At 72.1% G+C, this 26,463-nt stretch carries 28 protein-coding genes and 1 tRNA gene; 9 read left to right on the top strand and 20 right to left on the bottom strand.

Features of this window, described 5'->3' with window-relative positions:
- Nucleotides 1-18: 18 nt before the first annotated feature.
- Nucleotides 19-1,167 carry a TolB family protein gene (locus tag ABD268_RS17540; protein WP_344155239.1) on the bottom strand — a complete coding sequence of 383 codons (1,149 nt, stop codon included), beginning with the start codon at nucleotides 1,165-1,167 and terminating at the stop codon, nucleotides 19-21.
- 343 nt (nucleotides 1,168-1,510) lie between these two features.
- Between ABD268_RS17540 and ABD268_RS17535 the strand changes: the two genes are divergently transcribed.
- From ABD268_RS17535 to ABD268_RS17520, 4 genes are all read left to right on the top strand, one after another.
- Entirely contained in the window at nucleotides 1,511-2,272 is a 762-nt protein-coding gene (locus tag ABD268_RS17535) for a GH12 family glycosyl hydrolase domain-containing protein (protein WP_344155236.1), read from the top strand.
- Between the two features lie 106 nt (nucleotides 2,273-2,378).
- The gene (locus ABD268_RS17530) at nucleotides 2,379-4,637 is read left to right on the top strand and encodes a sensor histidine kinase (protein ID WP_344155231.1); all 2,259 of its coding nucleotides are present in this window, start codon (nucleotides 2,379-2,381) and stop codon (nucleotides 4,635-4,637) included.
- Between the two features lie 160 nt (nucleotides 4,638-4,797).
- Nucleotides 4,798-5,751: an iron-containing redox enzyme family protein gene (locus tag ABD268_RS17525; protein WP_344155228.1), complete on the top strand. Its 954-nt coding sequence runs from the start codon at nucleotides 4,798-4,800 to the stop codon at nucleotides 5,749-5,751.
- Entirely contained in the window at nucleotides 5,748-5,969 is a 222-nt protein-coding gene (locus ABD268_RS17520; RefSeq protein WP_344155225.1) for a CDGSH iron-sulfur domain-containing protein, read from the top strand. Before ABD268_RS17525 ends, ABD268_RS17520 begins: the two co-directional genes overlap by 4 nt.
- A gap of 6 nt (nucleotides 5,970-5,975) precedes the next feature.
- Here the strand turns inward: ABD268_RS17520 and ABD268_RS17515 are convergent, their stop codons facing one another.
- Nucleotides 5,976-6,620 carry a methyltransferase gene (locus ABD268_RS17515; protein WP_344155222.1) on the bottom strand — a complete coding sequence of 215 codons (645 nt, stop codon included), beginning with the start codon at nucleotides 6,618-6,620 and terminating at the stop codon, nucleotides 5,976-5,978.
- A 106-nt stretch (nucleotides 6,621-6,726) separates the two neighbouring features.
- Between ABD268_RS17515 and ABD268_RS17510 the strand changes: the two genes are divergently transcribed.
- Complete coding sequence (locus tag ABD268_RS17510) at nucleotides 6,727-8,178, top strand: MFS transporter (protein WP_344155218.1); 1,452 nt, start codon at nucleotides 6,727-6,729, stop codon at nucleotides 8,176-8,178.
- Nucleotides 8,179-8,198: 20 nt separating this feature from the next.
- On the opposite strand, the gene ABD268_RS17505 is transcribed toward ABD268_RS17510, so the two are convergent.
- From ABD268_RS17505 to ABD268_RS17470, 8 genes are all read right to left on the bottom strand, one after another.
- Nucleotides 8,199-9,062, bottom strand: a complete 864-nt coding sequence (locus ABD268_RS17505; RefSeq protein WP_344155216.1) for an aldo/keto reductase — start codon at nucleotides 9,060-9,062, stop codon at nucleotides 8,199-8,201.
- A 95-nt stretch (nucleotides 9,063-9,157) separates the two neighbouring features.
- Complete coding sequence (locus tag ABD268_RS17500) at nucleotides 9,158-10,651, bottom strand: FAD-dependent oxidoreductase (protein ID WP_344155213.1); 1,494 nt, start codon at nucleotides 10,649-10,651, stop codon at nucleotides 9,158-9,160.
- The gene (locus tag ABD268_RS17495; protein WP_344155210.1) at nucleotides 10,648-11,769 is read right to left on the bottom strand and encodes a YihY/virulence factor BrkB family protein; all 1,122 of its coding nucleotides are present in this window, start codon (nucleotides 11,767-11,769) and stop codon (nucleotides 10,648-10,650) included. The genes ABD268_RS17500 and ABD268_RS17495 overlap by 4 nt, the downstream gene beginning before the upstream one ends.
- 47 nt (nucleotides 11,770-11,816) lie before the next feature.
- On the bottom strand, nucleotides 11,817-13,409 hold the full coding sequence (locus ABD268_RS17490) for a phytoene desaturase family protein (RefSeq protein WP_344155206.1): 1,593 nt from the start codon (nucleotides 13,407-13,409) through the stop codon (nucleotides 11,817-11,819).
- Between the two features lie 13 nt (nucleotides 13,410-13,422).
- Entirely contained in the window at nucleotides 13,423-13,872 is a 450-nt protein-coding gene (locus tag ABD268_RS17485; protein ID WP_344155203.1) for an SRPBCC family protein, read from the bottom strand.
- Between the two features lie 46 nt (nucleotides 13,873-13,918).
- A complete protein-coding gene (locus ABD268_RS17480; protein ID WP_344155201.1) occupies nucleotides 13,919-16,330 on the bottom strand; it encodes a penicillin acylase family protein in 2,412 nt (803 codons plus the stop codon).
- A gap of 48 nt (nucleotides 16,331-16,378) precedes the next feature.
- Nucleotides 16,379-16,693 carry a GroES family chaperonin gene (locus tag ABD268_RS17475; protein WP_344155198.1) on the bottom strand — a complete coding sequence of 105 codons (315 nt, stop codon included), beginning with the start codon at nucleotides 16,691-16,693 and terminating at the stop codon, nucleotides 16,379-16,381.
- Between the two features lie 50 nt (nucleotides 16,694-16,743).
- Complete coding sequence (locus ABD268_RS17470; protein WP_344155195.1) at nucleotides 16,744-16,998, bottom strand: DUF3618 domain-containing protein; 255 nt, start codon at nucleotides 16,996-16,998, stop codon at nucleotides 16,744-16,746.
- A 68-nt stretch (nucleotides 16,999-17,066) separates the two neighbouring features.
- Here ABD268_RS17470 and bcp point away from each other — a divergent pair, with 68 nt between their 5' ends.
- The gene (bcp, locus tag ABD268_RS17465) at nucleotides 17,067-17,540 is read left to right on the top strand and encodes a thioredoxin-dependent thiol peroxidase (RefSeq protein WP_344155192.1); all 474 of its coding nucleotides are present in this window, start codon (nucleotides 17,067-17,069) and stop codon (nucleotides 17,538-17,540) included.
- Nucleotides 17,541-17,549: 9 nt separating this feature from the next.
- Nucleotides 17,550-17,623 (top strand) — tRNA-Leu (locus ABD268_RS17460).
- A gap of 5 nt (nucleotides 17,624-17,628) precedes the next feature.
- Here ABD268_RS17460 and ABD268_RS17455 read toward each other — a convergent pair.
- Entirely contained in the window at nucleotides 17,629-17,991 is a 363-nt protein-coding gene (locus ABD268_RS17455) for a pyridoxamine 5'-phosphate oxidase family protein (RefSeq protein WP_344155189.1), read from the bottom strand.
- Between the two features lie 67 nt (nucleotides 17,992-18,058).
- Between ABD268_RS17455 and ABD268_RS17450 the strand changes: the two genes are divergently transcribed.
- On the top strand, nucleotides 18,059-18,649 hold the full coding sequence (locus tag ABD268_RS17450; RefSeq protein ID WP_344155186.1) for a TMEM175 family protein: 591 nt from the start codon (nucleotides 18,059-18,061) through the stop codon (nucleotides 18,647-18,649).
- A gap of 727 nt (nucleotides 18,650-19,376) precedes the next feature.
- Here the strand turns inward: ABD268_RS17450 and rdgB are convergent.
- From rdgB to ABD268_RS17430, 4 genes are read right to left on the bottom strand one after another with little or no spacing between them, the layout of a single operon-like run.
- On the bottom strand, nucleotides 19,377-19,997 hold the full coding sequence (gene rdgB, locus ABD268_RS17445; RefSeq protein WP_344155184.1) for an RdgB/HAM1 family non-canonical purine NTP pyrophosphatase: 621 nt from the start codon (nucleotides 19,995-19,997) through the stop codon (nucleotides 19,377-19,379).
- Nucleotides 19,994-20,716 (bottom strand): ribonuclease PH, encoded by a 723-nt coding sequence (gene rph / locus ABD268_RS17440; protein ID WP_344155181.1) that lies wholly within the window; start codon nucleotides 20,714-20,716, stop codon nucleotides 19,994-19,996. The genes rdgB and rph overlap by 4 nt, the downstream gene beginning before the upstream one ends.
- A 42-nt stretch (nucleotides 20,717-20,758) precedes the next feature.
- Nucleotides 20,759-21,574 carry an ABC-2 transporter permease gene (locus ABD268_RS17435; RefSeq protein WP_344155178.1) on the bottom strand — a complete coding sequence of 272 codons (816 nt, stop codon included), beginning with the start codon at nucleotides 21,572-21,574 and terminating at the stop codon, nucleotides 20,759-20,761.
- A complete protein-coding gene (locus tag ABD268_RS17430) occupies nucleotides 21,571-22,485 on the bottom strand; it encodes an ABC transporter ATP-binding protein (protein ID WP_344155175.1) in 915 nt (304 codons plus the stop codon). Before ABD268_RS17430 ends, ABD268_RS17435 begins: the two co-directional genes overlap by 4 nt.
- 205 nt (nucleotides 22,486-22,690) lie before the next feature.
- Between ABD268_RS17430 and ABD268_RS17425 the strand changes: the two genes are divergently transcribed.
- Nucleotides 22,691-22,975 (top strand): Fe-S cluster assembly protein HesB, encoded by a 285-nt coding sequence (locus tag ABD268_RS17425; protein ID WP_344155172.1) that lies wholly within the window; start codon nucleotides 22,691-22,693, stop codon nucleotides 22,973-22,975.
- A 10-nt stretch (nucleotides 22,976-22,985) separates the two neighbouring features.
- On the opposite strand, the gene ABD268_RS17420 is transcribed toward ABD268_RS17425, so the two are convergent.
- From ABD268_RS17420 to ABD268_RS17400, 5 genes are all read right to left on the bottom strand, one after another.
- Nucleotides 22,986-23,753: an MBL fold metallo-hydrolase gene (locus tag ABD268_RS17420; protein ID WP_344155169.1), complete on the bottom strand. Its 768-nt coding sequence runs from the start codon at nucleotides 23,751-23,753 to the stop codon at nucleotides 22,986-22,988.
- Between the two features lie 24 nt (nucleotides 23,754-23,777).
- Nucleotides 23,778-24,602, bottom strand: a complete 825-nt coding sequence (murI, locus tag ABD268_RS17415; RefSeq protein ID WP_344155166.1) for a glutamate racemase — start codon at nucleotides 24,600-24,602, stop codon at nucleotides 23,778-23,780.
- An 87-nt stretch (nucleotides 24,603-24,689) separates the two neighbouring features.
- The gene (locus tag ABD268_RS17410) at nucleotides 24,690-25,637 is read right to left on the bottom strand and encodes a PLP-dependent cysteine synthase family protein (RefSeq protein ID WP_344155161.1); all 948 of its coding nucleotides are present in this window, start codon (nucleotides 25,635-25,637) and stop codon (nucleotides 24,690-24,692) included.
- Nucleotides 25,638-25,662: 25 nt separating this feature from the next.
- Nucleotides 25,663-25,935: a MoaD family protein gene (locus tag ABD268_RS17405; RefSeq protein WP_344155158.1), complete on the bottom strand. Its 273-nt coding sequence runs from the start codon at nucleotides 25,933-25,935 to the stop codon at nucleotides 25,663-25,665.
- A gap of 18 nt (nucleotides 25,936-25,953) precedes the next feature.
- A complete protein-coding gene (locus ABD268_RS17400; RefSeq protein ID WP_344155155.1) occupies nucleotides 25,954-26,382 on the bottom strand; it encodes a M67 family metallopeptidase in 429 nt (142 codons plus the stop codon).
- Between the last annotated feature and the right edge of the window lie 81 nt (nucleotides 26,383-26,463).

Here is a 26,463-nt window from a genome sequence, read left to right as displayed (position 1 = left end):
CACGAAGGCCAGGACACATCACGTGTCCTGGCCTTCGTCGTTGGTCGGTCCGGGCTCCTGGCGCGCATGCTGGTGAGTGCCCCACCCCGGAGCGCTGTCCCACTTCACGCTCCTGGTCAGGTTCACCTTGCGCACCACCTTGCCGTCCTCGACCCGGACCCGGAACACGTCGGCGTTGCCCGACGTGCCGAAGCCGCCCGTGCGCCCCACCGCGATCCAGCCGTCCCCGTGACGGAAGCTCGGCGCGAAGCTGGACCCGAGGTACCGCTTGGCGGCCGGCGCGTGGGTGATCTGGTGCAAGCCCGTGCCATCGGGGTGTGACGAGTAGAGGTTGGAGGGACCCTCCTCGCCCTGGGGCTGACAGTGGAAGAGCAGCAGAGTGCCGTCGGGAGAGAAGGTCGGGCGGTCCTGGCAGTTCAACTTCCATGGTGTGACCCGTCGAGCCTCCCCGGGAGAGCCGATCGGCTGGACGAAGACAGCCGTTTTCTCGTGCGGGCGGAAGCGGGTCCGCACGAAGCCGAGCGTCCCGCCGTCGGGTGAGAACGTCGGGTCCGAGGTGTCGAACGCGGGCGGCTGTCCTCGGTGTCGCTTCGGCGTGCTGCTCAGCTGGTGCGAACGGCTCCCGTCCAGCCCGACGACGAAGATCGCCGAGTAGAGCTTCCACTCCGGCGGGTCCTGTGCGTGGCGTGGTGCGACCGTCCGCGCGTAGGCGACGGAACGGCCATCGGGTGCGAAGTAGGGATCTATGGCATAGACGCACCGCTTCCCCGTGCACGGCACGACGGTGCGTGTGCCGCCGGTGTCGGGGTTCACGACCATGATCCGGCTCGTGCTCTCGTCAGACCTGAAGCGCTCGAAGGTGACGGTCCTTCCATCGGGAGACCAGGCCGGGACGTTGTCCCTCCAGCCCCTGGGAGGGTGGGTGACCTGATGGACGTGGCTGCCGCCGGGGTTCATCACGAACAGGGCGCCCCTGGTCTGCTCGGCATCGAAGTAGCGGCGGAAGACGATCTGACCGTTCCTGGTCGGGCCACTGCTCGCGCCCACGCTCTTCTCGTGGTCGATGGCTCCGGCACCGGCGGACACCGGCAGGGCCATGGCCACCATCGCCAGCGGGACGACCGTCGCGGTCGTGAACAACGTCGTCAGTGAGGTCGTCCGTCTCATCGCCCGTCCGCCCTCCTCGCGTCCGGAGACAAGAACGCTATCCGGAACGGGGTCGAACATTCATGCCCAAGATCGGGGCACACCCCCGACTTGGACGGGACCGTTCTCGCAGCACGGCTGCGTCGTCGTCGAGACTCGCTGACCCCTTGGTGTCAGGTCGCGGCTGCTCCGCATGGCACATTTTGGGGACGTGAGCCGGTTGCACGTCCGATCTCCGCGTAGCGTGCCTCCCCGTGTGCCTGCGCCGGGTGGGGCGGATCACCGCGTCGGGGCACGTCAAGGCGTCCACGAGACGAGCCCTCACGCTCACCCGTGCGGGGTACCGACCAGAGGAGAGAAACCCTTGCGAACACGAATCCTGATCCTGGTGGCTGCGCTGGTGGGCCTGCTCGCGCCGGTGGGCGCGGTGTCGCCCGCCGAGGCCGCGACCTGCTCCGATCCGAAGTTCGTGACCTCCGACCCCAACGGCATGTGGAGCAAGGGCGCGTACGTCGTCCACAACAACATGTGGAACGCGTCGGGGTACAAGGTGTCCGAGACCCTGAGGGCCTGTGCCCCCCGCAACTGGTCCGTCCGCGCGACGGCGAGCAACAAGTCGGGCGACGGAGCCGTCAAGACCTACCCCAACGTCCACAAGGACTACCACAACTGGGACACCGGCAAGGAGCCGCGACTCAGCTCGTTCAAGTCGATCAAGAGCACCTTCGCGGCGAAGACCCCGCGCGCCGGCATCTACAACGCGGCGTACGACCTCTGGCTCAACGGCGTCGCGGACGGGAACTCCACCGAGGTCATGATCTGGACCGACAACTACAAGCAGGTGCCCGCCGGCTCGGTGGTGGCCAAGGGTCTGTCGTTCAGCGGCCACACCTGGAAGGTGTACGCGACGAAGGACAACCGGTACATCGCGTTCAAGCCCTCCGGGCGCATCACCCACGACACCGTGAACGTCAAGCGGATGCTCACGTGGCTGGTGTCGAAGGGCAGGGTCCCCGCCAGGTCGACGCTGGGCCAGATCTGCTTCGGCTTCGAGATCGTGTCCACCGGCGGCGAGGCCCGCACCTTCAAGGTCAACGACTTCTCCGTCAAGTCCACCCGACGGTGAGCCGCTCGGGTCCGCCCTCATCGGGCGGACCCGAGCCCGCTCGCGCCTACGATGGCCCCGGAGGGTCCGTCACGGGCCCGCATGCGGGGAGATCCGGGGGTCGGCGATGCACGAGAGATCCGAGCGAGGGCCCGCGGTCGGGCCCCAGATCATCTTCGGCTTCGACGCCACCGGCCGCTGCACGCTGTCGACCGGCATCGGCCTGGACCTGCTGCGCGTGAAGCCCGGCGAGCTCGTCGGGCAGAACCTCTTCACCGTCTACCGCGACGACGAGACGTCGGTGGCCGCGCTGAGCCGCGTCCTGGCCGGTGAGACCTTCACCGTGGAGCGCGAGTTCCGGGGCCGCCTCCTGGCGATCTACTACGAGCCGGTGCGCAACCCCCAGGACGTGGTCATCGGGGCGATCGGGGTGACCACCGACGTGACGGACCAGCGGCGCGTCGAGAGCGAGGCCCGCGCGGCGAGGCAGCGGGCCACCCTGCTGGGCGACCTGTCCACCGCGCTGACCCGCGAGATCCTGGACTCCGAGGCGCTGCTGCGCCTCGCCGTCCGGGCGGTCACCGAGCCGGTCGCCGACGCGGCCGTCGTCTGGCTCCGCAGTCCCGCCGGCCGGTCGCTCGCGCCGCGCGCGCGCTGGCGACGGGAGGGGGATCGCGTGACGGTCCCCGATCGGGGCGAGCACCTGGAGCCCCCGGACCTGGCCGGCCTGCAGGCCCTCGTCGTCCCGCAGGTGCTCGAGACGGGCGGGGACGAGACGGGCCTGCGGGTGCCCCTGCGCTCCCGCGGGCTGCTGCTCGGCGTGATCGACATGACCCGGGCGGCCTCACGGGGACCGGTCACCGACCACGACCTCGACCTCGTGACGGACATCGCCGACAGGTGCGCCCTCGCGCTGGACAACGCGCTGCTGCTGGACGCGCAGCGGGAGGCCCACGAGCAGCTGGTCAAGTTCCAGGCGATGGCGGACGCCTCCGACAACCTCGTCGGGATCACCGACACCGCGGACCGTTTCGTCTACACCAACCCGCAGGTACGCCGGGCCGGCGTCGAGATCGCTCCCGACGACGTCGTGTGGACGGCGGCGGCCACCTATGCCGGCGACTCCACCGCCGGGGCCATCCGCAGCGGTGTGGAGTCGACCGGTCGCTGGTCGGGGGACCTGCGCATCGCGGTCCCGGGCCACGAGGTGATCGCCGAGCTCGATGCCTTCCGCCTCTCCCACCCCGACACCGGCGCGGCGCTGGGCACGGGCTGGATCGCCAAGGACGTCACCGGGCTGCGCGCGACGGAGGACGCCCTGCGCGCGGCGAATGCCGACCTCAAGCAGTTCAAGGCACTCGTGGAGGCATCCCCCGACTTCATCGCGATCGCCGGGCTCGACGGGGTGGTGAAGTACGTCAACCCGGCCGGCCGCGAGATCGTCGGCCTCGACCCCGACCTCGACGTCACGACCACCAGCATCGTCGACTACCTGACGCCCGAGGGGATCGCGGCCTCCGTTGAGGTGGAGCAACCGGCGGTCATCGCCCACGGCCACTGGGAGGGCGAGTCCACCCTGCGCAACCGCAACGGCCCCCCGGTGCCGGTGGCCATCGCCAGCTTCCTGATGCGCGAGGTCGAGACCGGCGAGCCGTTCGCCCTCGCCACCGTCCAGCGCGACATCAGCGAGCGGCTCGCCGCCGAGACCGCACTGCGCGAGCTGGCGGACCAGAGGCAGGCCCTGCTCACCCGGCTCGTCGACGCCCAGGAGGCGGAACGCACCCGGATCGCCGCCGACGTCCACGACGACCCCGTCCAGGCGCTGGCCGCGGTCGACCTGCGCCTCGGCCTGCTGCAGCGACGGCTGCGCGAGCGCGCACCCGAGCTGCTGGAGTCGCTGGAGCCGCTGCGGGCCAGCGTCACCGGCGCCACGGAGCGGTTGCGTGCCCTCCTCTTCGACCTCGAGCCACCGGACCTCCACGACGGCCTCGCCGCGGCCCTGCGCAGCGCCGCGCGGGGGATCTTCGAGGACACCGAGACCCGGTGGACCGTGGACGGCGCGGCCGAGCCGGAGGTCCCCAACGCCCTCCGGGTGATCGCCTTCCGGATCGCCACGGAGGCCCTGACCAACGCGCGCAAGCACGCCGACGCCCGGCACGTGACGATCACGGTCCGTGGCCGGGACGGCGGCCTCGAGGTGTCGATCGCCGACGACGGCGGCGGGCTCGGTCCGGAGCCCGTCCGCTCCACCCCAGGGCACCGGGGGCTGGTCAACATGCAGGACCGGGCCGCGATCGCCGGCGGGTGGTGCGCCCTCAGCACCCCGCTGAGCGGCGGGACGCTGGTGACCGTGTGGCTCCCGGGGCCCGAGTCCGGCCCGATGTAGTGCCGTTGCACTAGTCGAGTCAGTACCCCCGCACCGAGCATCGCCCGCCCGGGCGAGGCAGGATCTGAGCCAACGCCGACCGGCCTGCATCCCCCGTCTGGCCGGTCGGCGGCTCCTTTCCCCGACGCATGGGCGCACCGGACAGGGGTACCTCATCGGCATGCTGACCCCCAAGGCACGCGGCGCCCTCAGCGAGGCCGTGCTCGAGGCGATGAGGGTGCGCCCCGCCGACATGACGCCCGCCTGCGCGACGCCGGCGGAGAGCCGGGACGACGAGCAGGTCACGCTGTGGGCGCTCTACGAGCTGCACCACCGCGGCTTCGACGACGTCGACGACGAGCTGGAGTGGGACCCCGACCTGCTGGCCCTGCGTCGCCGGCTGGAGCGGACGTTCGAGGCGAGGTTGCGTGAGCGCTGGTCCCCGCCCGCCGAGCTGCCCGGGCCGGGCTCCTTCGCGGAGGCCTTCTTCGCCTTCGTGGAGGGCCACGACGGCGCCTCGCTCGCCGCGCACGTCCATCGTGACGCCGACACCGAGCAGGTCCTCGAGCTGTTCCGGCTGCGCTCGGTCTACCACCTCAAGGAGTCCGACCCCACCGCCTGGCTGGTCCCCCGTCTCGGCGTGGGCGCCAAGGCCGCCCTGATGGAGCTGCAGTACGACGAGTACGGCACCGGCGACCCGAACCGGCTGCACGCCCACCTCTTCGCCCGCGGCCTCGAGGCGTGCGGGCTCAGCCCCGAGTACGGCGCGTACCTGAACGACGTACCGGTCGAGGTCCTGGAGCAGAACAACGCGATGTCGCTCTTCGGCCTGCACCGGCGCCTGCGCGGGGCCGCGCTCGGTCACCTCGCGGCGTTCGAGGCGACCAGCTCGCTGCCGTCACGGCGGATGGCGCAGGGTCTAGCCCGGCTCGGGCTCGCCCGGGAGATGGTCGACTACTACGACGAGCACGTCGCGGCCGACGCGGTCCACGAGCAGCTCGCCGTCCGCACCGTCTGCGGCAGCCTGCTGGTCGCCGAGCCGGCCCTGGTCGGCGACGTGTTCTTCGGGGCGTTCAGCTGCCTCGACCTCGAGGACCGGGTCGCCCGGCACCTCCTGGCGCAGTGGGCCGCATGAGCGCCGCGACGCCCTCCGGGGAGTTCGAGCACCCGGACGTGGTGATCTGTCCGGGAGGTCCGGTGCTGCTCCGCGGCGAGCACGTGGTGGCCGACGAGCAGGGCCGTACCCACCGCACCACCCGCCCGGTCACCGCGGTGTGCCGCTGCGGCAAGTCCGCGACCCAGCCGTGGTGCGACGGCACGCACAAGGTGCTGCCGCCCCGGTCCCGTCCGTAGGCGCGGTCAGGCCTCGAGGGCCACCAGCACGCCGCGCTCGAACGAACGCACCTCCCCCACCCGCAGCCGGGTGACGCCGCGCATCTCGGCGTCCAGGCACTCCACCTGGGCCACGGTGCCGACCTGCAGCACGGCCGTTCCGCCCTCGAGCAGGTGCCGGTCGGCGAGCGCCCAGCAGCTCCGGGCCGGGTCGAGGCCGTCGACGCCGCCGTCGATCGCCGGCACCGGGTCCTCGGGGAAATGGGCGGTCTCGTCGCGGGGCACCCACGGCGGGTCCGCGATGACCAGTGCGAAGCGCTCGTCGGGCTCCAGCACGGCGTCCATCGAACCCTCGCGCACCTCGACCAGGTCCCCGAGCCCGGCCCGTTCCGCGTTCGACCTCGTGTAGTCGCAGGCGACCGGCTCCACGTCGACGCAGACCAGGGGCCGGGGCTCCAGGTGGATCGCCAGCAGCCCGATGTGGCCGGCGCCGGCACACAGCTCGAGCACCGGACCGGGCGGCGCGGAGCGCAGCAGCTCGGCCGCCCAGGTCGACTGGGCCGTCGTCCAGGGCCGCGGCTCGAGGATCCGGGCGTCGAAGTCGATGCACAGGTCACCGAAGTCCATGGACCGCGGGGCGACCTCGTCGCGGCGCTCGTGCAGGCTCGTCATGCGCATGTCGTACCCCCGCCCGGCCGTGGCCATCCCCACCGCTGCGCGCCCGTAGGATTCCCCCCGACGGTTGCCGTCGGCAACCACTCGAAGGAGTCCCCCACACGTGTCCCCCACGCTACGCGGGCGTCCCGGCATCACCTTTGCCGTGCTGACGGTCGCGGTCTCGTCGTTCGCCCTCCTGCAGTCCCTGATCGTGCCGGTCCTCGCCCGCATCCAGATCGAGTACGAGACCGACCAGACCACGGTGACGTGGGTGCTCACGGCCTACCTGCTGTCCGCCTCGATCTGCACACCCCTGCTGGGCCGCGTCGGCGACGTGGTGGGCAAGACCCGCATGCTCGTGGTGACCCTCGCGGCCCTGGCCGTCGGATCGCTGGGTGCCGCGCTCGCCCCGTCGATCGGCTGGCTGATCGCCGCGCGGGTCGTCCAGGGCGCGGGCGGCGGCGTACTGCCCCTCGCGTTCGGGATCATCCGCGACGAGTTCAAGGACCGGGTCACCACGGCGTTGAGCGTGATCGCCTCGCTGACCGCGGTCGGCTTCGGCGCCGGCATCGTCATCGCCGGACCGATCGTGGACTCCCTCGGCTACCACTGGCTGTTCTGGCTGCCCATGATCGCGACCAGCATCGCGGCGACCGCGGCGCTGCTCTTCATCCCCGAGTCGCCGGTGCGCACGCCGGGGCGGCTGCCGGTGCTGCCCGCCGTGCTCCTCTCGTTGTGGCTGGTGGCCCTGCTCCTGGGCCTGAGCGAGGGCAACGCCTGGGGCTGGTCCTCGCCGCGCATCCTCGGCCTGTTCGCCGCCGCCGTGCTGCTCGCCGTGGCCTGGGTCCGCGTCGAGACCCGCGTGCCCGTGCCGATGATCGACATGACGATGATGCGTCGCCGCGGCGTGTGGACGACCAACCTGGTCGCGGCGTTCGTGGGCTTCGGGATGTTCGCGTCCTTCGGCTTCCTGCCGCAGTTCCTGCAGACGCCCAGCGCGGCGGGCTACGGCTTCGGCGCGTCCATCAGCGAGTCCGGTCGGCTGCTGCTGCCCTCGGCGGTGGCCAGCTTCCTGGTCGGCTTCGGCACCGCGCGGCTCATCCACGCGTTCGGCGCCCGCGCGGTGATCGTGACGGGCACGCTGTTGACCGGCGCCGCCTTCGGCTCGGTGGCGGCCTGGCACGACGCCACCTGGCAGCTCTGCGCGGCCACCACCCTGCAGGGGATCGGGTCCGGGCTGGTGTTCTCCAGCCTCGCCGGCGTGGTCATCGCCTCGGTCCCGCGGGAGCAGACCGGGGTGGCCAGCGGCATGAACGCCAACATCCGCACCATCGGCGGGTCGATCGGGTCCGCGGTCATGGCCGGGATCGTGACCGCCCGGATCGGGCCGTCCGGCCTCCCGGTCGAGAGCGGCTACACGATCGGCTTCGCGCTGCTCGCCGTGGCGATGGTGGGGGCCGCCCTCGCCGCCGCCTGGATCCCCGACCTGCACGACCAGCCGACGCACGGCTCCCTCGAGGACGCCGACAACGCCGAGCTGGCCTACGTGCCGGCCGCCCACGCGCCCGACTGACCGCCCGGAGTCCTCCGCGCTCAGACCGCGTCGGAGAGCGCCGCGAACTCCGCGTCCGTCAGCTCGATGCCGGCCGCGGCGGTGTTCGACTCCAGGTGGTCGACGCTGGAGGTGCCGGGAATCGGCAGCATCACCGGCGACCGCCGGAGCAACCAGGCCAGCGCCAGCTGGGACGGCGTCGCGCCGTGCTGCTTGGCGACCACGCCGAGCGGGCCGTCCTCCTGCGACAGCTCCCCGGTCGCCAGCGGGAACCACGGGATGAAACCGATGTCGTTCTTCTCGCAGTGGTCGAGCAGCTCCTCGGCGTCCCGGTTGGCGAGGTTGAAGAGGTTCTGCACCGTCGCGATCGGCGTCACCGCCTGCGCGTCCTGCAGCTGCTGCACGCAGACCTCGGAGAGGCCGAGGTGCCGGACCTTGCCCTCGTCGCGCAGCTTCGCCAGCTCGCCGACCTGGTCCTCCAGCCGGACCGCCGGGTCGATGCGGTGCAGCTGGAACAGGTCGATCCGCTCGACGCCGAGACGGCGCAGGCTGAGCTCGCACTGCTGGCGCAGGTACGCCGGGTTGCCCAGCGGCGTCCAGATGCCCGGTCCCTGCCGGGTCAGCCCGGCCTTGGTGGCGATCACGACGTCGTCGGCGTAGGGGTGCAGGGCCTCCTTGAGCAGCTCCTCCGCAACCACGGGTCCGTAGGAGTCCGCGGTGTCGAAGAACGTGATGCCGAGCTCGACCGCCCGGCGCAGCACCCGGACCGCCTCGTCGTGGTCCCGGGGCGGGCCCCACACCCCCTCGCCGGTGAGCTGCATCGTGCCGTAGCCGAGGCGTACGACGGGCAGGTCGCCGCCGATCGTGCAGCTGCCGGACGCGGTGGCGATCTTGTCGGTGGTCATCTGGTCTCCCTCTCGGAGCGGTCGCCCGCCCAGTCGGTGTGGAACGTGCCTTCGCGGTCGATGCGCCGGTAGGTGTGCGCACCGAGGTCCTCGGGTCAGGCCGAGGACGGCCGGAGCCCGCAGGTGGCCGGGCCCTCGAGGAGCTCGCCGTCCTTGTCGAAGCGGGAGCCGTGGAGCGGGCAGTCCCAGCTGTGCTCGGCGTCGTTCCAGCGCAGCACGCCGCCGAGGTGGGGACAGACCGCCGGCACCCGTCGTACGACGCCGTCGACGGTGGACACGCCCGTGGGCAGCCCGACGTGGTCGAGGCGCACCTCGCCCCGCCCCTCCGCCGGTGCCCGGCCGCCCGGCCGGGTGAGCGGTGCGAGCCAGCCGCGGGTCATCTCCCAGCCCACCTCCGCGTTGAGCAGCGCCGCCTGCGGGGCACCGCGCAGCCACGCGGCCGACCAGCTGTCGAGCACGGCGGCCCAGTCGGTGTGCCCGCCGAGCAGCCGGCTGCTCAGGGCGAGCGCCGCGGCCACGCCGTTGGTCATCCCCCACTTCGCGTACCCACCGGCCACCAGCAGGTCCGAGCGGCCGGGGACGAGCGGGCCCACGAACGGCAGCGCGTGGCTGGTGACGTAGTCCTGGGCCGACCAGGTGTGGGTCAGCTCGGCCCCGGGGAAGTGGCGCCGGGTCCACGCGACCAGGTCGTCGACCCTGGCCTGCGGGGACGCCGAGCGGCCGGTGCCGTGGCCGTTCCCGCCGACCAGGAGCAGAGGTCCGTCCGGTCCCGGGGTGTCGCGGAGCGAGCGCGACGGAGAGTCGGCGGAGAGGTACATCCCCTGCACGGTCGGCTCCGCCCCGCTGAAGGCGAGGCAGTAGGAGCGCTCGGCGCTGGCGCGCGCGAAGAAGCCGCCCCGGTCCAGGATCGGCATGTTGGTGGCGACCACCACGGTGTCGGCCGTGGCGGCGCCGGTCGCGGTGTCCACGGTGACCGGGCCGCGCCCCTTCACGTGACGCACGCGCGCCCCCTCGACGAGGGTTCCGCCGTGGGACCGGAGGTCCGCGGCGAGGGCCCCGAGCAGCTCCATCGGGTCGAGCTGGGTCTGGTCGCGGAGCATCACCGCTCCCCGGGTCCCGAACGGCAGCTCGGGGGTGTCGACCCAGGCCACCGGCAGCCCCGCGCGCTGCGCGACCGCCAGCTCGTGGCGGGCGGCGCGCTCACCGCTCGCCGTCGTCGCATAGGTGTACGCCGGCCGCTTCTGCAGGGCGACCCCGTGGTCGGCGCAGTAGCGGTCCACCCAGCCCTGGGCCTCGGTGTTGGCCTGGACGTACTGCTCGACGGCGGTGTCGGACTGTCGCCGCGCGATCCTGGAGAGCTGGGTGCCCTGGAGCACGCTCACCTTGGCGGTGCTGCCGCCGGTCGTGCCGGCGCCGACCTGCCGCGCCTCGATGACCGCCACCGACCGGCCGGCCCGGGCGAGCAGCAGCCCGGTGGTCAGGCCGGTGATCCCGGCACCGATGACGACCACGTCCCAGTGGCCCTCGACCACGCCGGCCGCCGTCGTCTCCGTCGGCAGCCGGTCGCGCCACAGCGAGGTCAGCGTCACGACGGGTCCTCGTCGCGGCCGTGGTGCAGCCGGATCGCGCGTCCCCTCTCGATGTCCTTGCGCTGCTTCTTCTCCGCCTTCCTGATCTGGCGGGAGTCGCGCGGCGGCAGCTGGATCGTCTCCTCGGCGGGGATGCCCGCCTGCAGCTCGCGGCCACGCTCGAGCTCGGCGTCGAGCTCGGCGCCGAAGAGCAGCGAGAGGTTGGTGATCCAGAGCCAGAGCAGGAACGCGATGACACCGGCCAGCGACCCGTAGGTCTTGTCGTAGGACGAGAAGTTGGCCACGTAGAGGCCGAACGCCGCCGAGAGCAGCACCCACGCCACGATCGCGACCGCGGCACCCACGCTGATCCAGCGGAAGCGCGGGTGCCGGACGTTGGGCGTGGCCCAGTAGAGGATCGCCACGATCAGCGCGACGATCAGCAGCAGCACCGGCCACTTGGCGATGTCCCAGATCGCGACGGCCAGGGAGCCGAGCCCCAGGGCGTCCCCGACCGCGCTCGCCACCGGGCCCGAGACCACCAGGCCGAGCAGGGTGAGCGCGGCCAGCACGACGAGCACGGCCGTGACGAGCAGCATCGCGGGACGCAGCTTCCAGATCGGGCGGCCCTCACCGATCTCGTACATCCGGTTCATGGCCCGGCCGAACGCGCCGACGTACCCCGAGGCCGACCACAGGGCACCGGCGAGTCCGAGCACCAGGCCCAGCCCGGCGCCGGCGTTGCTGCTCAGCTCCAGCAGCGTGGGCTCGAGGGTGTCGGCCACCGACCCCGCCCCGACGTCGCTCAGGATTCCGGTCAGCTTCTCCACCGCGTCCTGGCCGTTGCTGACCAGGCCGACCAGGGAGAGCAGCGCGATCGCGGCGGGGAACATCGCGAGCACGGCGTAGTAGGTCAACGCGGCGGCGAGGTCGGTGCACTCGTCCTTGGAGAACTCGCGCAGCGTCTTGCGGGCGACGTAGAACAAGGACCGCTTGGTCAGCTGGAGGGGCGAGTCGGGCTCACGGCCCGCGGCCGGGTCCTGCACGGAGGAACGGCCGTCGGGCTCGCGCTCCTGACGCTCGTCGGCCTCCTCGGCCGCGCGGTCGTCGCGGGTGTCCAGGTGTCGGGGGCTGCTCATGAGTCACTGGTACCCGGCGAGCCCCCGGCTCACACGCCCCGGTGGGCTCAGGGCGAGCGCAGCGTGAGCCGGCGCAGCCGTGCGTGCCCCAGCGCCGCGCGCGCGGCGTTGCGGCCGGCCGCCCCGTGGACGCCCCCGCCGGGGTGCGCCGAGGCGGACCCGAGGTAGAGGTTGCGCACCGGCGTCTCGGCCCGGCCAAGGCCCGGGACCGGCCGGAAGACCAGCTGCTGGTGGAGCTGGGCGGTGCCCCCGTCGAGCGCACCGCCGATCAGGTTGGCGTCCCGCGCCTCCAGCTCGCGCGGGCCGAGCACCCGGCGGGCCCGCACCCGGGCGCCGAAGCCGGGAGCCAGTCGCTCGATCCGGGCCTGGACCCGGTCGGCGAAGCGCTGGCAATCCGCCTCGTCCCACACACCGCGCACCTCGCCGTCGCCGGCGTCGCCCACCGCCTCCTGGGGGACGTGGGTGTAGGCCCACACCGACTCCGTCCCGGCCGGGGACCGGGTCGGGTCGGTGGTGGTCATCTGCCCCGCCAGCAGGAACGGCTCAGCGGGGATGTACCGCGCGGCGACCTGGCTCAGGGCGGTGCTCATCTGCTCCACCGAGTCGGCCACGTGGAAGGTGCCCGGCGCGTACGCCGGCTCGCTCGCCCACGGGATCGGTCCGTCGAGGGCCCAGTCGACCTTCACCGTGCCCGGCCCCATCCGAAAGCTGCGCATCGCGCGGAGCGTCCGGTCGGGCAGGTCACCGGCGGACACCAGGCCGCCGTACAGGTGGGGCGCGGCCACGTCGGCGACCACCGCGTGTCGGGCCGCGACCGGCTCGCCGTCCCGGGTGCGTACGCCGACCGCGCGGCCGCCGCGCACGACGACCTCCGCGACCTCGGCCGCGCACCGGATGTCTCCACCGCGCGCGCCGAGCCGCCTGGCCAGGGCCCGCGACAGCTCCCCCGCGCCGCCCTCGGGCACGGGGAACCCGACGGTCTGCCCGAGCATGCTCATCAGGATGCCCATCAGCCCGGAGCCGGGGGCGTCGAGCGGGATGTCGGCGTGCCCGGCGTTGCCGGCGAGCAGCAGGCGCGGCGCCTCTCCGCCGAACCTGCTCCGGCCCAGGTCTGCGGCGGGGGTGAGCAGGGTCTTGACGAACTCCAGCCCGCCCACCCGTGGGAGCCGGGCCAGCGCACCCAGCCCCGCGCGGACCGGCGGGAACGGCGACAGGAACGCGCCGAGCACCTGGTCCCCGATCCGGTCCCACTCCGAGCACAGCTCCCGCCAGCTCTCGCCGTCCCCCGGGTGCAGGTCGTCCAGCAGCCCGGCGGTGACCTCCCGGTCGCGGTGCAGCAACGCCCAGCGTCCGTCGGGCATCGGGTGGCCGAGCACCGCCGGCGCGTGCCGCCACGTCACGCCGTACCGCTCGAGATCGAGGTCGAGCAGGGCCGGCGACGCGGCGGCGAGCGGGTAGAACGAGCTGAAGGTGTCGTGCACGAAGTGCGGGTGCACGTCCCGGGCGCTGCGCACCGCGCCGCCGACCTCGGCCTGCGCCTCGAGGACGAGCACCGACCAGCCGGCGTCGGCGAGGTGGTTGGCGGCCGAGAGCCCGTTGGGCCCGGCCCCGATCACGACCGCGTCGTACTCAACGCTCATGACGCGTCGGCCCTCACCGCTCCTGGCGGGCGGCGCGGCGCTCGGCGAGGAACGCCAGGCGGCGGAGGCTCTCGGTGTTGCGCCAGGTGATCAGCGGCGCCCGGACCGGCTTGGGCACGAACCGGGCCGGGCCGGCGGTGACGTCCTCCAGCATCTCCACCTCGGTGCCCTCCGGCACCGCGGTCAGCCGGAGCTCGACGTCGGCCTCACCGGGGGGCCAGCCGCGGGCCCGGAGCTTGAGGCGCTTCTGCGGCTCGCACTCCAGCACCTCGGTGTCGTCGTTCAGCACGATCGGCCAGACACCCACCGAGTGGTGGATCCTGGAGCCGACCGACGGCCAGTCGTCCTCGACCTCGCGCATCCGCGTCGCGCCCACGACCCACAGCGGGTAGAGCCAGCCGTCGGCCAGCACCGCCCAGACCCGGTCGGGCGTGGTCTTGATGGTCCAGGTGTTGCGACTCATGGGCCGACCGTACCCATCGGCCGCACATCGACGCCCCGACAGCCGATCACCCGCCCCGGACGACCTCCGTGGTGACCGCGTGCCGCCGGACCTGGGCCCGGGTGAAGGCGAAGTGCACCCACGACTGCTTCGAGAACAGCCGGGTCTGGTCGCGCGACCACGGCGAGCGGGGGTTCTCCGACTGGCCGTAGGTCAGGATCGTGCGGGCGGCGACCCGGCCGCCGGAGAGGAACGCGATGGCCTGGATGTGCGAGGAGCCGTAGGTCACGGGCCGGTAGTGGTCGGTGTTGGCCCTGGCCCAGCGCGAGGCGAGGGCGTTGGCGTTGCCGGCCGCGTCGCCGGTGCCGCCACCGAGCGGGATCGGCGGCGCCCCCCGGTCACCGGCCACCTGCAGCGAGCCCCAGGTCGCGTCGAACGGGATCTTCCGGTCCCGCAGCGCCGTGATCGCGTCGGACATCGCCCGGATCAGCTGCGGGTTGGCGGTGTTCAGGTCCCGCGGGGTGTTCAACGGGTCGGCGGGGTCGAACGGCGTGAGCCAGACGCCCTGCGCGGGCAGCCGGGAGATGAACTCCTCGAAGATCGCGTAGCCGCGCGAGGTCCGGTTCGAGTGGCCGTCCCAGTCGTGCAGCGCCTGGCAGGCCTCGGTCTCCCCGGTCTCGCCGCACAGCGTGTCGAGGTCGCCGTCGGCCCGCATCACCTCGCCGGCCATCACGCGGTTCTCGTGCTCGTGCCCGCGCAGGCTGGCGGGCGGCTCCTTCTTGCCCGCCGCCAGCCGGTCCAGCACGTAGTGGGAGACCATCCGGGTGCGCATCGTCCGCTCGCACTGCTCGCAGCCGATGATCCCGGCGTACCCCTCGAGCGGCTGCTCGGGGTTGGGCAGCCAGTAGGAGTCGTTGGCGTTCATCACCCAATCCCGGCGGACCTCGGACGGGAGGTTCTTCGGGCCGAAGATGCCGGGGCGCTCGGCGTCCTCGTCGGTGCCCCACGCGCACGAGGAGTCCGCGAAGGTGCCGTCGAGGCCGGGCAGCCCGGCGAGCTGGTCGAGGATCCGGCCGGTCGCTGTCATGCACTGCTCGGCCAGTGCGTCCGGGACGTTCGGCACCACCGAGTGGTCGGCGTAGAGCACGTCGCCGTCGCGGTCCGCCGCGGTGGTGTTCACCCAGGGCATGCCGCCGGCGGCGTCCTGCCGCCTGAGCAGGTCGCGCACGTCGTGGGCCTTGCCCATGTCGAGGAACGTGTCGATCGTGCGCAGCTGCTCGGCGTTGGCGTCGCGGATCGCCCAGATGCTCGTGGCCGACCACGGCATCAGCACGGCCGGGGCGTCGATGACGTAGCCCTGCGGGGTCCGGTAGAGGTCCTCCTTCGCCGTGCCGAGCGAGCCGTCCTTCTTCTTCACCGTCACGGTGACCTTGCGGTGCTCGAGGTCCTGCGGCCCGGCGTCGGTGACGTACGACGTGGGGCCGGCCGCGTGGTACTCGTACGGCGTGAACCGGTAGGCCGTGGAGACGGTGTGGCTCCACGCGACGTCCTTGTTCCAGCCGATGTTGACCACCGGCGAGCCGATCAGCGACGCCCCGGCGACGTCGTACCTGCCGGGGATCGTGAGCTGCTGCTGCGTGAAGCGGTAACGGCCGCGCCACGGGAAGTGCGGGTTGCCGAGCAGCATCCCCTTGCCGGTCGTGCTGGCGGCGCCGCCGACGGCCGTGGCGTTGGATCCGAACGGCGTGCTCGGGTCCTTGCCGAGGCCGGCCAGCAGCTGGTCCCGGTCGACCGCGCTCGCGACCGGGTTCGGGAGGCCCGGGTCGTCCGGCGCGGGCGGGTCGGCGTCGACGATCTCCTTGACGAAGACGCCGCTGGAGGCCAGCAGGTTGGCGAGGTACACGCCGTACCAGAGGTCGATCGGGCGGGCCTTCTGCGCGAGGTAGGCGGCCCCGTGGCAGGCGGGGTCGGTGACCCCCTGCGGGCCGACCTCGGCCAGGTAGCGGTTCACCCCGGCCGTGTAGCCCCGCACCATCGCCCGCGCCTGGCGACCGGGGCCGGCCACCGGGTCGGCGAGCAGCTTCTCGACGACGTGACGGTTGTGGAGGTCGGTGACGAACGCGTCCACCTGGAGGTTGGACGCCTCGAGGGTCACCTGGTCGTTGTAGCGCTTCCCCGGCCCGAACCAGCGGGACCGCTCGCCACGGGCCGTGACCACGGTGTCGGCGAGCGTGCAGGTCGAGGTCTGCGCCGCGGCGTACCCGCTGCCGAAGCCGAGCGAGCCAAAGCCGTCCGCGGTGATGTGCGGGATGCCGTGCTCGGTGCGCCGGATGGTGGCGGCGTACCGGTGGTGCGTGGCGCGGGCCGGGGCTGCGGCCTCCGACGCGGTGGCGGTGGTCCCGCCGGTGGTGGCGACGACGGCGCCGAGCGGGAGCAGGCTGGCGGCGGCGACCCAGGCGGTCAGGCGGCGGGGGAACATGTTCTACCCAACGGGTACCGCCCGCGGAGGTTATGGGTCGCTAACCGCTCAGAGGTAGAGCCCGGTGGCCTCGTCGCCGAGCCGGTCGGCGGCGACGGCGTGCACGTCCCGCTCGCGCATCACGACGTACAGCTCGCCGTTCACCTCGACCTCGGCCTTGTCCTCGGGCTCGAAGAGCACCCGGTCGCCGACCTCGACCGCGCGGGCGTGCGGCCCGACGGCGACGACCTTCGACCAGGCCAGGCGGCGGGCCCCCATGGCGGCGGTCGCGGGGATGACGATGCCGCCGGAGGAACGGCGCTCGCCGGACTCGCGGTCCACCTCGACCAGGACCCGGTCGTGGAGCATCTTGATGGGAGTCATCTCGTCAGGCTCGATACGGCTTCTCAGGCTGGGCGTGGCGACGGCAGTGATCAGCGGACGACCTTGCGGACCACCGCGAACACGACGACCACACCGACGACGCCGCCGACGGTCTTGAGGATGTTGTCGGTGCGGGGCCGCCCGGTCTCGACGTCGACGTAGTGCGCCTTGATGCTGCTGACCTCACGGCTGACGATGGTCTTCGGGTGCGCGCGGTACAGCAGCTGGTCGATCGTGGTCGCCAGGTGCTGACGGGTCTCTTCGATCTCGCGCTCGAGGGAAGACATCGACATCTCGTTGCTCACCCGCGCAGGCTACCAACCGGTTGGGTGTGCCCCCGAATGTCTCCCCACGATGTCCTAGTGTTTCGGCCATGGAACGGCTCTCTCCCGGTGACACCGCGCCCGACTTCACGCTGCCCGACGACACGGGCGCAGAGGTCAGCCTCTCGGACCTGCGCGGCCGCAAGGTGATCGTCTACTTCTACCCGGCGGCGATGACGCCCGGCTGCACCAAGCAGGCCTGCGACTTCACCGACTCGCTGGACTCGCTCAAGGCCCAGGGCTACGAGGTGCTCGGCATCTCCCCCGACAAGCCCGAGAAGCTCGCGAAGTTCCGGGAGAAGGACTCGCTGACGATCACGCTGCTCTCCGACGCGGACAAGTCGGTGATGTCGGCCTACTCGGCGTTCGGCGAGAAGAAGCTCTACGGCAAGGTCGTGCAGGGCGTCATCCGCTCGACGTTCGTCGTCGGCGAGGACGGGAAGATCGAGGTCGCGCAGTACAACGTGAAGGCCACCGGCCACGTCGCCAAGCTGCGCAAGGACCTGGGGCTCGACGCGGCCTGACCAGGCCGGGCGCCCGTAGCCCAATAGGTAGAGGCATCAGGTTTAGGTCCTGACCAGTGAGAGTTCGAGTCTCTCCGGGCGCACCCACTCATTCCCCGTGCAGGACATGGTCGACGTCGACCACGAGCACGCACGTGCCCCACGTGTCGGGCCGTCCGTAGCGCCGCTCGTACGCCGCTCGCGCGTGCTCGAGGAGCGCCCGGTCCCCGCTCACCCGGGCCGGGCCCTCGACGGTGGCCCAGAGCGAGCTGGTGTGCTCGGCCAGGGACGCCCGTCCGGTGGCGCCGACGTTGCGCACCTTGACCGTCCCGGGGCGGGTCAGCACCAAGAACCGCTCACCGTCGCGCATCGTCTTCACCGGCACCAGGTGCGGGCTGCCGTCGGCCCGGACCGTGCCGAGGGTGGCGAGGCGGGGGGTGGACCAGAAGTCGTCGAAGTGCGCGGGGACCATGGCCGGGACGCTAGGACCTCAAGCCGACTGCAGGTCAAGCGCGACGTGGCCCTGCGATGATCGGGCCATGCGAACCAGCCGGCTCGAGGCCTTCAGCGACGGAGTCCTCGCGATCATCATCACGATCATGGTGCTGGAGCTGCACGTGCCCGAGGGGGCGAGGCTCGAGGACCTGGCCGACTCCACCACCGGCTTCCTGACGTACCTGCTGAGCTTCGTCTACATCGGCATCTACTGGAACAACCACCACCACATGTTCCAGCTGGTGCGGAGGATCGACGGCACCGTCCTCTGGGCGAACCTGCACCTGCTGTTCTGGCTCTCGCTCTTCCCGTTCAGCACCGCGTGGATGGACGAGACCGACCTGGCGCGCACTCCCCTGGTCGTCTACGGCATCAACCTGCTCGCGGCCGCGCTCGCCTACTTCCTGCTCGAGCACGCGATCTTCCGCGCCGAGGGTCCCGACGGCCTGCTGCGCCGGGCGATCGGCCGCGACGTCAAGGGGAAGGTCTCGCCGTTGATCTACGTCGTCGGCATCCTCACCGCGGCCGTGGCCGGCTGGCCGGCCCTGGTCTTCTACACCTTCGTGGCGGCCATGTGGTTGATCCCGGACCGCCGGCTCGAGTCGTACGTCGCCGAGCACGGCCTGAGCGACTGACCAGGCCTCGCTTGCGCTGGTCGAGGTGTGAGGCGCGCCAGAACCGAACGTCGAGACCTCCGTCGGCGGCCGGCGGCTCGTGGGTGCTTGCGGTCCTTGGCAGCTGGAGGGCGGGTACGCCGGGTGTTGCGGTCGCTGCCCGGCTCACGGTCCGCTCCCGGTGGTCGGGCTGCCTCGGTGGTCGGGCTCGTCGAGACCACGCCGCCCGGGTCCGGGAAGTCTTACCTTCCGGTTTCCCCAGACCCGCTCAACCACGGGGTTTTCGGGGCCGGGGTGTCGGTGCTCGATGCTTGGCTTGATCCGTGCTCGAGGTGGACGCGATGGGACAGCCGGTGGTGGTCGAGGACCTCGACCCCGACTGGCTCCTCGCGGTCCTGGAGGAGAAGAAGCACCAGTGGCTCGCGAGGTCGACCGGGGCAAGCTGCGGCTGATCGCCGACGCCCTGGACCTCCAGCACCGGCTCCGGCGGATCTGGCGGCTCGTCGAGGACCTGGCGGTGGACCCGTAGCTGCGAAGGGCACGGCCCCCACGGCCGGACCTGCCTGGTCGCCCGACTCGGCACCATCCAGCTCAACACCACCTGACCACCCACCGAGTCAGCGGGCTCCACCACCCGGACCCCAGGCGCTGGAGCCCGCCGGCGCGCCCTCACGGTGGGGGCGCTGGGCCGAGCGGCCGGCTGCCCGTCCTCCGGGACGCCGGGAGCTCAGCCGGCTGAGCCCGAGCCTCAGGCGCCGGCGCCCACGACCTTCGCGACCCGCGGGGCGATCTCCCGCAGCGCACGGCCGCGGTGGGAGATGCGGTCCTTCTCGGCGGGGCTGAGCTCGGCCGAGGTCAGGCCCTCGGCGGCGTACTCGTCGGCGACGAAGAGCACGTCGTACCCGAAGCCGCCGTCGCCGCGCAGCTCGCGGATCACGTGTCCGGGCATCCGGCCCTCGACGACCTCCTCACCGCCCGCGTGCACGAACGCGACGGCGCAGGCGAAGTGGGCTCCCCGGCGCTCGTCGGGGACGTCGGCGAGCTGCTGGAGCAGGAGCTCGTTGTTGCGGGCATCTGACTTGGGGGTGGTGCCGCCCCAGCGGGCCGAGAGCACGCCGGGCATGCCGTTCAGCGCGTCGACGCACAGGCCGCTGTCGTCGGCGAGCGACGGCAGCCCGGTGGCCTCGAAGCCGGCGCGGGCCTTGAGCAGCGCGTTGCCCTCGAAGGTCGGCTGGTCCTCGACCGGCTCGTCGTAGTGGTCGACGTCGTCGATGCCCAGCACGTCGAGGTCGGGAGCGTGCTCGCGGAGGATCCGCTGCATCTCCTCGATCTTCTTGCGGTTGCGCGAGGCGAGGAAGACGCGGCTCACGTGGACAGCGCCTCCGACTGCAGCCGGGTCAGGTCGGCGCAGCCCTTCTCCGCGAGGGAGAGCAGCGCGTCGAGCTCGGTGCGGTCGAACGCCGCCGCCTCGGCGGTCCCCTGGACCTCGACGAACTTGCCCTCGCCGGTCATCACGACGTTCATGTCGGTGTCGGCGCGGACGTCCTCCTCGTACGGCAGGTCCAGCCGCGGCACCCCGTCGATGATGCCGACGCTGACCGCGGCCACCGACCCGGTCAGCGGCTCGCCGGTGAGCGCACCGACGGCCCGCAGGTGGGTGACGGCGTCGGCCAGGGCGACGTACGCCCCGGTGATCGCCGCGGTGCGCGTCCCGCCGTCGGCCTGGAGCACGTCGCAGTCCAGCACGATCGTGTTCTCGCCCAGCGCCTGGTAGTCGATGACCGCCCGCAGCGAGCGGCCGATCAGCCGGCTGATCTCGTGGGTGCGTCCGCCGATGCGGCCCTTGACCGACTCACGGTCCGAGCGGGTGTTGGTGGAGGCGGGCAGCATCGCGTACTCGGCGGTGACCCAGCCCAGCCCGGATCCCTTGCGCCAGCGCGGGACACCCTCGGAGGCGGACGCCGCACACAGCACGCGGGTCTTCCCGAACTCGACGAGCACCGAGCCGGCGGCGTGGTCGAGCCAGTGGCGGGTGATCGTGATCGGGCGGAGCTCGTCGTCGGCGCGGCCGTCGGCACGTGTCGTCATGCCCGGCACCCTAGCCGGGCGGCTGCGGGTGCCGGACGACGGCTACTTGACCTCGGCCCGCAGCACTCGCCAGGCACCCACCGCCAGCGGCAGCACCAGCCAGATCAGGCCGGATACCGCCAGGTGCGCCCACTGGGTGCCGGTCAGGTTCCCGTCGATGAGCGGGTTCTGCGCCGCCCCGAAGTCGATCCACGGCTGCAGGTCGGCGAACCAGCCCATCAGGGCCGCCCCCAGCTGGAAGAGCCCCGGCAGCACGAACGAGTAGACGAAGTAGACGACGATCCCTGCCGCGGTGTTCAGGAAGAGCATCCCGAACGCGAACCCCGACGCCATGCCGAAGATGTGCAGGAGGAGGACGTAGAACACGTCCGGCGTCCCGAACCCCCAGATCACGTGGTGCCCCGACAGCGATCCGTACACGAGGTTGAGGACCACGCTGAGCGCCATCCCCACGACCACCGCCGCGACCGCGACGAGCATGGTGGCGGCGAACTTCGCGAGCACCAGCTTGAGTCGCGAGGGCTCGAGGGTGAACGTCACCATCGCGGTGCGCTGGCCCCACTCGCTGCTGACACTCATGACCCCGAGGACCGGGAGCAGGACGCCCATCGGGGTGTTCATCGCGACCGTGAAGTCACGGAGCTCGACGAACAGGCCCTGGCTGAGGACCACCGAGAGCTGGATGACCAGCACCAGCGCGGTCACGGCAGCGATCGAGATCAGGAGCCAGCGACCCGCGCGGGTGTCGGCCATCTTGCGCAGCTCGACGTTGACGAGCCTGCTGAACGGCACCGGCCGGGTGCCGGAGACGTCCAGGGTGAAGCCGGGTGCCGGTTCGGCCATGGGTGCGGTGGTCATGCCGCGGGTCCTTCCGTGAGGTGGTCGCGCTGGCTGTCCGAGGTGAGCGAGAGGAACAGGTCCTCGAGCCCCTCCTCGGCCGCGCGCAGGTCGGTGAGGACGAGGGAGCGGTCCGCCGCGACGCGGCCGACCTCGACCGGCTCGGTCTCGACGCGCAGGCCCTCCCCTGCCGACGAGACGGCGAATCCCTTGTCCTTGAGCCCGGCCGCCAGCGCCTCGTTGTCGAGGGCGGTCACGAAGGTGGCCGTGGTGCCGGCGCCCGCCAGCAGCGACTTCTTGTCGCCGCGGGCCACGATCCGGCCCCGGCCGATGAGGATCATCTCGTCGGCGATGATCTCGACCTCGTGCAGCAGGTGGCTCGAGAGCAGGACGGTGCCGCCGCGCTCGGCGTACTCCTTCAGCAGGCCGCGCATCCAGCGGATGCCGGCCGGGTCGAGGCCGTTGGCCGGCTCGTCCAGGATCAGCACCGACGGTTCACCGAGGAGCGCGTGCGCGATCCCCAGTCGCTGTCGCATGCCGAGCGAGTAGTTCCGCACCCGGCGCTTCGACTCCTTGGCGTCCAGCGAGACGAGCTCGAGCATCTCGTCCACCCGCGAGTCCGGCAGCCCCATGGTCCGGGCGCCGACGGTGAGCACCTCGCGGCCAGTGCGGCCGGCGTGCTGCGCCGAGGCGTCGAGCAGGACCCCGACGTGCCGGCCCGGGTTCGGGATGTCCTTGTAGTGGTGGCCACCGATGGTGACCCGACCGCGGCTGGCCGGCGTGAGACCGACCATGATCCGCATCGTCGTCGTCTTGCCGGCCCCGTTCGGCCCCAGGAACCCGGTCACCGTGCCGGGCTGGCAGACGAAGTCCACGTCGTCGACGGCCGTGAAGCCGCCGTACGTCTTGGTGAGTCCTTCGACCTTGATCATGTCCCACAGCCTGCCTCACGGACCCACCGCGACTCCTCTATTTGGAGGTCGTCGGCGTACCGCGGGCGACGGCACCCGCGGCGAGGTCAAGGATCGATAACCATTCGACATCGCTTGGTCACGGGCCGAGCGTCCCCCCGGTTGCCCGTGCCGGCCCCAGTCCGTGACGTTGGAGGGGAACCACTCGCGACGGAGGGAGCCACCCATGCTCACGATGACCGAGAACGCCCGCGACATCCTGCGGAAGATCCCCGACCAGCCGGATCAGCCCGCCGGCGCCGGACTGCGCATCGCCCGGTCCCGGGGCTCGCGCAGCACCTTCACCACGGCACTGGCCGACGCACCGCGACGCGGCGACGAGATCGTCGACCACGACGGCGCCCGCGTCTTCCTCGGACCGGTGGCGGCGCGGCGCTTCACCGACGCCCGGCTCGACGCCCGGACCGACGTCGTGGGCCGCATCCAGTTCGTCGTCAAGCACGGGAGCTGAGCGGGGAGCCTCAGAGCTCGTAGACGTCGCCCGCGCGGGCCAGGGCGACCGGCCCGTCGTACGTCGTGCGGGCCTCGGCGAGCGGGACCCGGGGGTCGTGCCACGGCGGCACGTGCGTGAGCACCAACCGATGGGCCCGGCCCCTGGTGGCGGCCTCGCCGCACTCGGCGCCGGTGAGGTGCAGCTGGGGTGGGTTGTCGTCCCCCGAGCGGAACGACGCCTCGGCGAGCAGCAGGTCGGCGTCCTTGGCGACCGCGTCGAACCCGGGGCAGGGCCCGGTGTCGCCGCTGTAGCCGAGCGTGGCCCCGTCCGCGGCCACGCGCAGCCCGAACGCCGGCACCGGGTGGTCGACCGGCACCGGCTCGACCGCGAACGGCCCCACCTGGATCGGCCCCTGCCACTCGCGGAAGTCGAACTCCGCGGTCATGCCCGGGTCGGTCGGCAGGTCGTAGGCGCGCGCCATCCGGTCGGCGGTCCCGACCGGGCCCCACACCGGGATCCGGGGCTGCGGCCCGGTGGGGTGGTACTTGCGCAGCACGTAGTAGCCGGCGAGGTCGAGGCAGTGGTCGGCGTGCAGGTGGCTGAGCAGCACCGCGTCCACGCTGAGCGGGTCGGCGTACCGGTGCAGCGCACCCAGGGCCCCGCTGCCGAGGTCGAGCAGCACCCGCCAGGGGCGCCGGCCGGTCCCGTCGTCGTGCACGGCCTCGAGCAGGTAGCAGCTCGCCGGCGAGTCCGGCCCCGGGTAGGACCCGGAGCAGCCCACGATCGTCAGCCTCATCCCGGCCACCTCACGCCACCAGCCTCACGCCAGCCCCCCGGCGAACTGCGACGCGACCATCAGCTCGGCGCCGAGGAAGCGGCGGCCGATGGTCTCGAACTCGGCGGGCGAGCCGGTCGTGAGGAAGTCGTACGACGGGTCCCCGCCCTCGCGCATCAGGCCGGTGCGGACGAGCATCTTGTAGACGTCCTTGCCGCACTCCTCGGCGCTGCTCACGAGGGTGACGTTGTCGCCCATCACGTAGGAGATCACGCCGGTCAGCAACGGGTAGTGGGTGCAGCCGAGGATCAAGGTGTCGATGCTCCGCGAGACCAGCGGGTCGAGGTACTCGTGGGCGGCGGCGAGCAGCTCGTCACCGCCGGTGATGCCGCGCTCGACGAAGTCGACAAAGCTGGGGCAGGCCTGGGTGACGAGCTCGACGTGCGGGGCCGCGGCGAACGCGTCGTCGTAGGCCAGGGACTCCGCGGTGGCGCGGGTGCAGATGACGCCGATCCGGCCGGTCCGGCTGGCGGCGACGGCCCGCCGGGTCGCCGGGAGGATCACCTCGATCACGGGGACGTCGTACCGCTCCCGGGCGTCACGGAGCATCGCCGCGCTCGCCGAGTTGCAGGCGATGACCAGCGCCTTCACGCCGCGTTCCACGAGGTGGTCGAGGCACTCGAGGGCGTACTCGCGCACCTCGCCGATCGGCTTCGAGCCGTAGGGCTGGCGCGCGGTGTCCCCGACGTACACGATCGACTCGTGCGGCAGCTGGTCGATGACGGAGCGGGCGACGGTCAGTCCGCCGAACCCCGAGTCGAAGATGCCGATGGGGGCGTCAGGGTTCACGGAGCTGGGCAGGGCTGACACAAGAGCCAAGGCTAGAGGAGAGCACCCCCGTTGGCAGGGCATCGCGACCCACGTCACCGGAGATGACGGTCACGCCCCGGTGCGCCGCTACGCCCAGAGCTGGCCCTCGAGGCGGTCCTCGGCGTCGTCGATCGTGCCTTCGTAGGCACCCGTGGAGAGGTACTTCCAGCCGCCGTCGCAGACCACGAACGCGATGTCGGCGCTCTCCCCGGCCTTGACCGCCTTGGCGGCCTGGCCGAGCGCGGCGTGCAGGATCGCGCCGGTGGAGATGCCGGCGAAGATGCCCTCGAGCTCCAGCAGCTCGCGGACCCGGCGTACGGCGTCCCGCGGGCCCACCGAGAACCGGCCGTCGATCAGGTCGGCGTCGTACAGCTCGGGCACGAAGCCCTCGTCGAGGTTGCGCAGCCCGTAGACCAGCTCGCCGTACCTCGGCTCGGCCGCGACGATCTTCACCTCGGGCTTGGCGGCCCGGAAGAAGCGGCCGGCGCCCATCAGCGTGCCGGTGGTGCCCAGGCCCGCGACGAAGTGGGTCACCGACGGCAGGTCGGCGAGGATCTCCGGGGCGGTGCCCTCCTGGTGCGCGAGCACGTTCGCGGGGTTGCCGTACTGGTAGAGCATCACCCAGTCGGGGTGCTCCGCGGCGACCCGCTTGGCCACCCGCACCGCCTCGTTCGAGCCGCCGGCGGCGGGCGAGGAGACGATCTCCGCGCCCCACATCCGCAGCAGCTGCCGCCGCTCCTCGGAGGTGTTCTCGGGCATCACGCACACGATCCGGTAGCCCTTGAGCTTGGCCGCCATCGCCAGCGAGATCCCGGTGTTGCCCGAGGTGGGCTCGAGGATCGTGCAGCCGGGGCGCAGCGACCCGTCCTTCTCGGCCTCCTCGATCATCCGCAGCGCCGGCCGGTCCTTGATGGAGCCGGTGGGGTTGCGGTCCTCGAGCTTGGCCCACAGCCGCACCTCAGGGGTCGGCGAGAGCCGCGGCAGCCCCACCAGCGGGGTGTTGCCGACGGAGGCGAGGAGGTTGTCGTACCGCATGGACGCCCTTCGGTGGTCGAGCCTGTCAGCCGCCGGCGACGGCGGGCAGCACCACGACCTGGTCGCCGTCGCTGAGCTCGGCGTCGAGGCCGCCGATGAAGCGGACGTCCTCGTCGTTGACGTAGACGTTGACGAAGCGGCGCAGGTCGCCGTCCTCGATGAGGCGCTCCTTGAGACCGGGGTGGTTCGCCTCCAGGTCGTCGATCAGCGCGCTCAGCTTGCTGCCGTCACCGCTGACGGCCTTCTCGCCGCCGGTGTAGGTGCGCAGGATGGTCGGGATCCGGACCTCGATGGCCATCGATCACTCCTTGAAATCTCAGGTCAGCTCGGGCACCACGGTGACCTCTTCCTCGGTCACCTCGCCGTCGATGATTCTGTAGGACCTGAACTCCACAGGGCCGTCGTTATTCCCGTGCTCGCGTGTGCTCACCAACACGTAGTGCGCGCCGGGCTCGCTGGCCAGGCCGATGTCGGTGCGGCTGGGGTAGGCCTCGGTGGCCGTGTGCGAGTGGTAGATCACGACGGGCTCCTCGTCGTTGTCCCACATCTGCTTGTAGAGGTCGAGCAGCTCGGTGGAGTCGAACTCGTAGAACGTCGGGCTGCCCGCAGCGTTGACCATCTCCACGACCCGCTCCGGGCGGTCACTGCCCTCCGGGCCGGCCACGATCCCGCAGGCCTCGTCGGGGTGGTCGCGCTTCGCGTGGGCGACGATCGCGTCGTACGTCGCCTGGTCGATGGTCAGCACCGGACCAGCGTATTTGGCCGCCCGGCCAGCCTCGACGGGGCCCACCATGCAAGACGCGCCGAGTGTGAGGTACGGCGCTTC

Origin of the sequence: Nocardioides koreensis (genome assembly GCF_039531775.1) — a bacterium.
GTDB lineage: Bacteria > Actinomycetota > Actinomycetes > Propionibacteriales > Nocardioidaceae > Nocardioides > Nocardioides koreensis.
Note: the sequence above shows the minus strand (reverse complement) of the source record. Positions and strands in the feature narration are given on the sequence as shown.

Bases quoted from the DNA above. Each gene is read 5' to 3' on its own strand.
- ABD268_RS17435 (WP_344155178.1), bottom strand. From the start codon at position 21,574: ATGACCACCGCACCCATGGCCGAACCGGCACCCGGCTTCACCCTGGAC.
- ABD268_RS17515 (WP_344155222.1), bottom strand. From the start codon at position 6,620: ATGACGAGCCTGCACGAGCGCCGCGACGAGGTCGCCCCGCGGTCCATG.
- rph (WP_344155181.1), bottom strand. From the start codon at position 20,716: ATGACGACACGTGCCGACGGCCGCGCCGACGACGAGCTCCGCCCGATC.
- ABD268_RS17475 (WP_344155198.1), bottom strand. From the start codon at position 16,693: ATGACTCCCATCAAGATGCTCCACGACCGGGTCCTGGTCGAGGTGGAC.
- ABD268_RS17485 (WP_344155203.1), bottom strand. From the start codon at position 13,872: ATGAGTCGCAACACCTGGACCATCAAGACCACGCCCGACCGGGTCTGG.
- ABD268_RS17450 (WP_344155186.1), top strand. From the start codon at position 18,059: ATGCGAACCAGCCGGCTCGAGGCCTTCAGCGACGGAGTCCTCGCGATC.
- ABD268_RS17525 (WP_344155228.1), top strand. From the start codon at position 4,798: ATGCTGACCCCCAAGGCACGCGGCGCCCTCAGCGAGGCCGTGCTCGAG.
- ABD268_RS17425 (WP_344155172.1), top strand. From the start codon at position 22,691: ATGCTCACGATGACCGAGAACGCCCGCGACATCCTGCGGAAGATCCCC.
- ABD268_RS17410 (WP_344155161.1), bottom strand. From the start codon at position 25,637: ATGCGGTACGACAACCTCCTCGCCTCCGTCGGCAACACCCCGCTGGTG.
- ABD268_RS17490 (WP_344155206.1), bottom strand. From the start codon at position 13,409: ATGAGCGTTGAGTACGACGCGGTCGTGATCGGGGCCGGGCCCAACGGG.
- ABD268_RS17420 (WP_344155169.1), bottom strand. From the start codon at position 23,753: ATGAGGCTGACGATCGTGGGCTGCTCCGGGTCCTACCCGGGGCCGGAC.
- bcp (WP_344155192.1), top strand. From the start codon at position 17,067: ATGGAACGGCTCTCTCCCGGTGACACCGCGCCCGACTTCACGCTGCCC.
- ABD268_RS17495 (WP_344155210.1), bottom strand. From the start codon at position 11,769: ATGAGCAGCCCCCGACACCTGGACACCCGCGACGACCGCGCGGCCGAG.
- ABD268_RS17520 (WP_344155225.1), top strand. From the start codon at position 5,748: ATGAGCGCCGCGACGCCCTCCGGGGAGTTCGAGCACCCGGACGTGGTG.
- ABD268_RS17505 (WP_344155216.1), bottom strand. From the start codon at position 9,062: ATGACCACCGACAAGATCGCCACCGCGTCCGGCAGCTGCACGATCGGC.
- ABD268_RS17480 (WP_344155201.1), bottom strand. From the start codon at position 16,330: ATGTTCCCCCGCCGCCTGACCGCCTGGGTCGCCGCCGCCAGCCTGCTC.
- ABD268_RS17405 (WP_344155158.1), bottom strand. From the start codon at position 25,935: ATGGCCATCGAGGTCCGGATCCCGACCATCCTGCGCACCTACACCGGC.
- ABD268_RS17540 (WP_344155239.1), bottom strand. From the start codon at position 1,167: ATGAGACGGACGACCTCACTGACGACGTTGTTCACGACCGCGACGGTC.
- ABD268_RS17455 (WP_344155189.1), bottom strand. From the start codon at position 17,991: ATGGTCCCCGCGCACTTCGACGACTTCTGGTCCACCCCCCGCCTCGCC.
- ABD268_RS17530 (WP_344155231.1), top strand. From the start codon at position 2,379: ATGCACGAGAGATCCGAGCGAGGGCCCGCGGTCGGGCCCCAGATCATC.
- ABD268_RS17430 (WP_344155175.1), bottom strand. From the start codon at position 22,485: ATGATCAAGGTCGAAGGACTCACCAAGACGTACGGCGGCTTCACGGCC.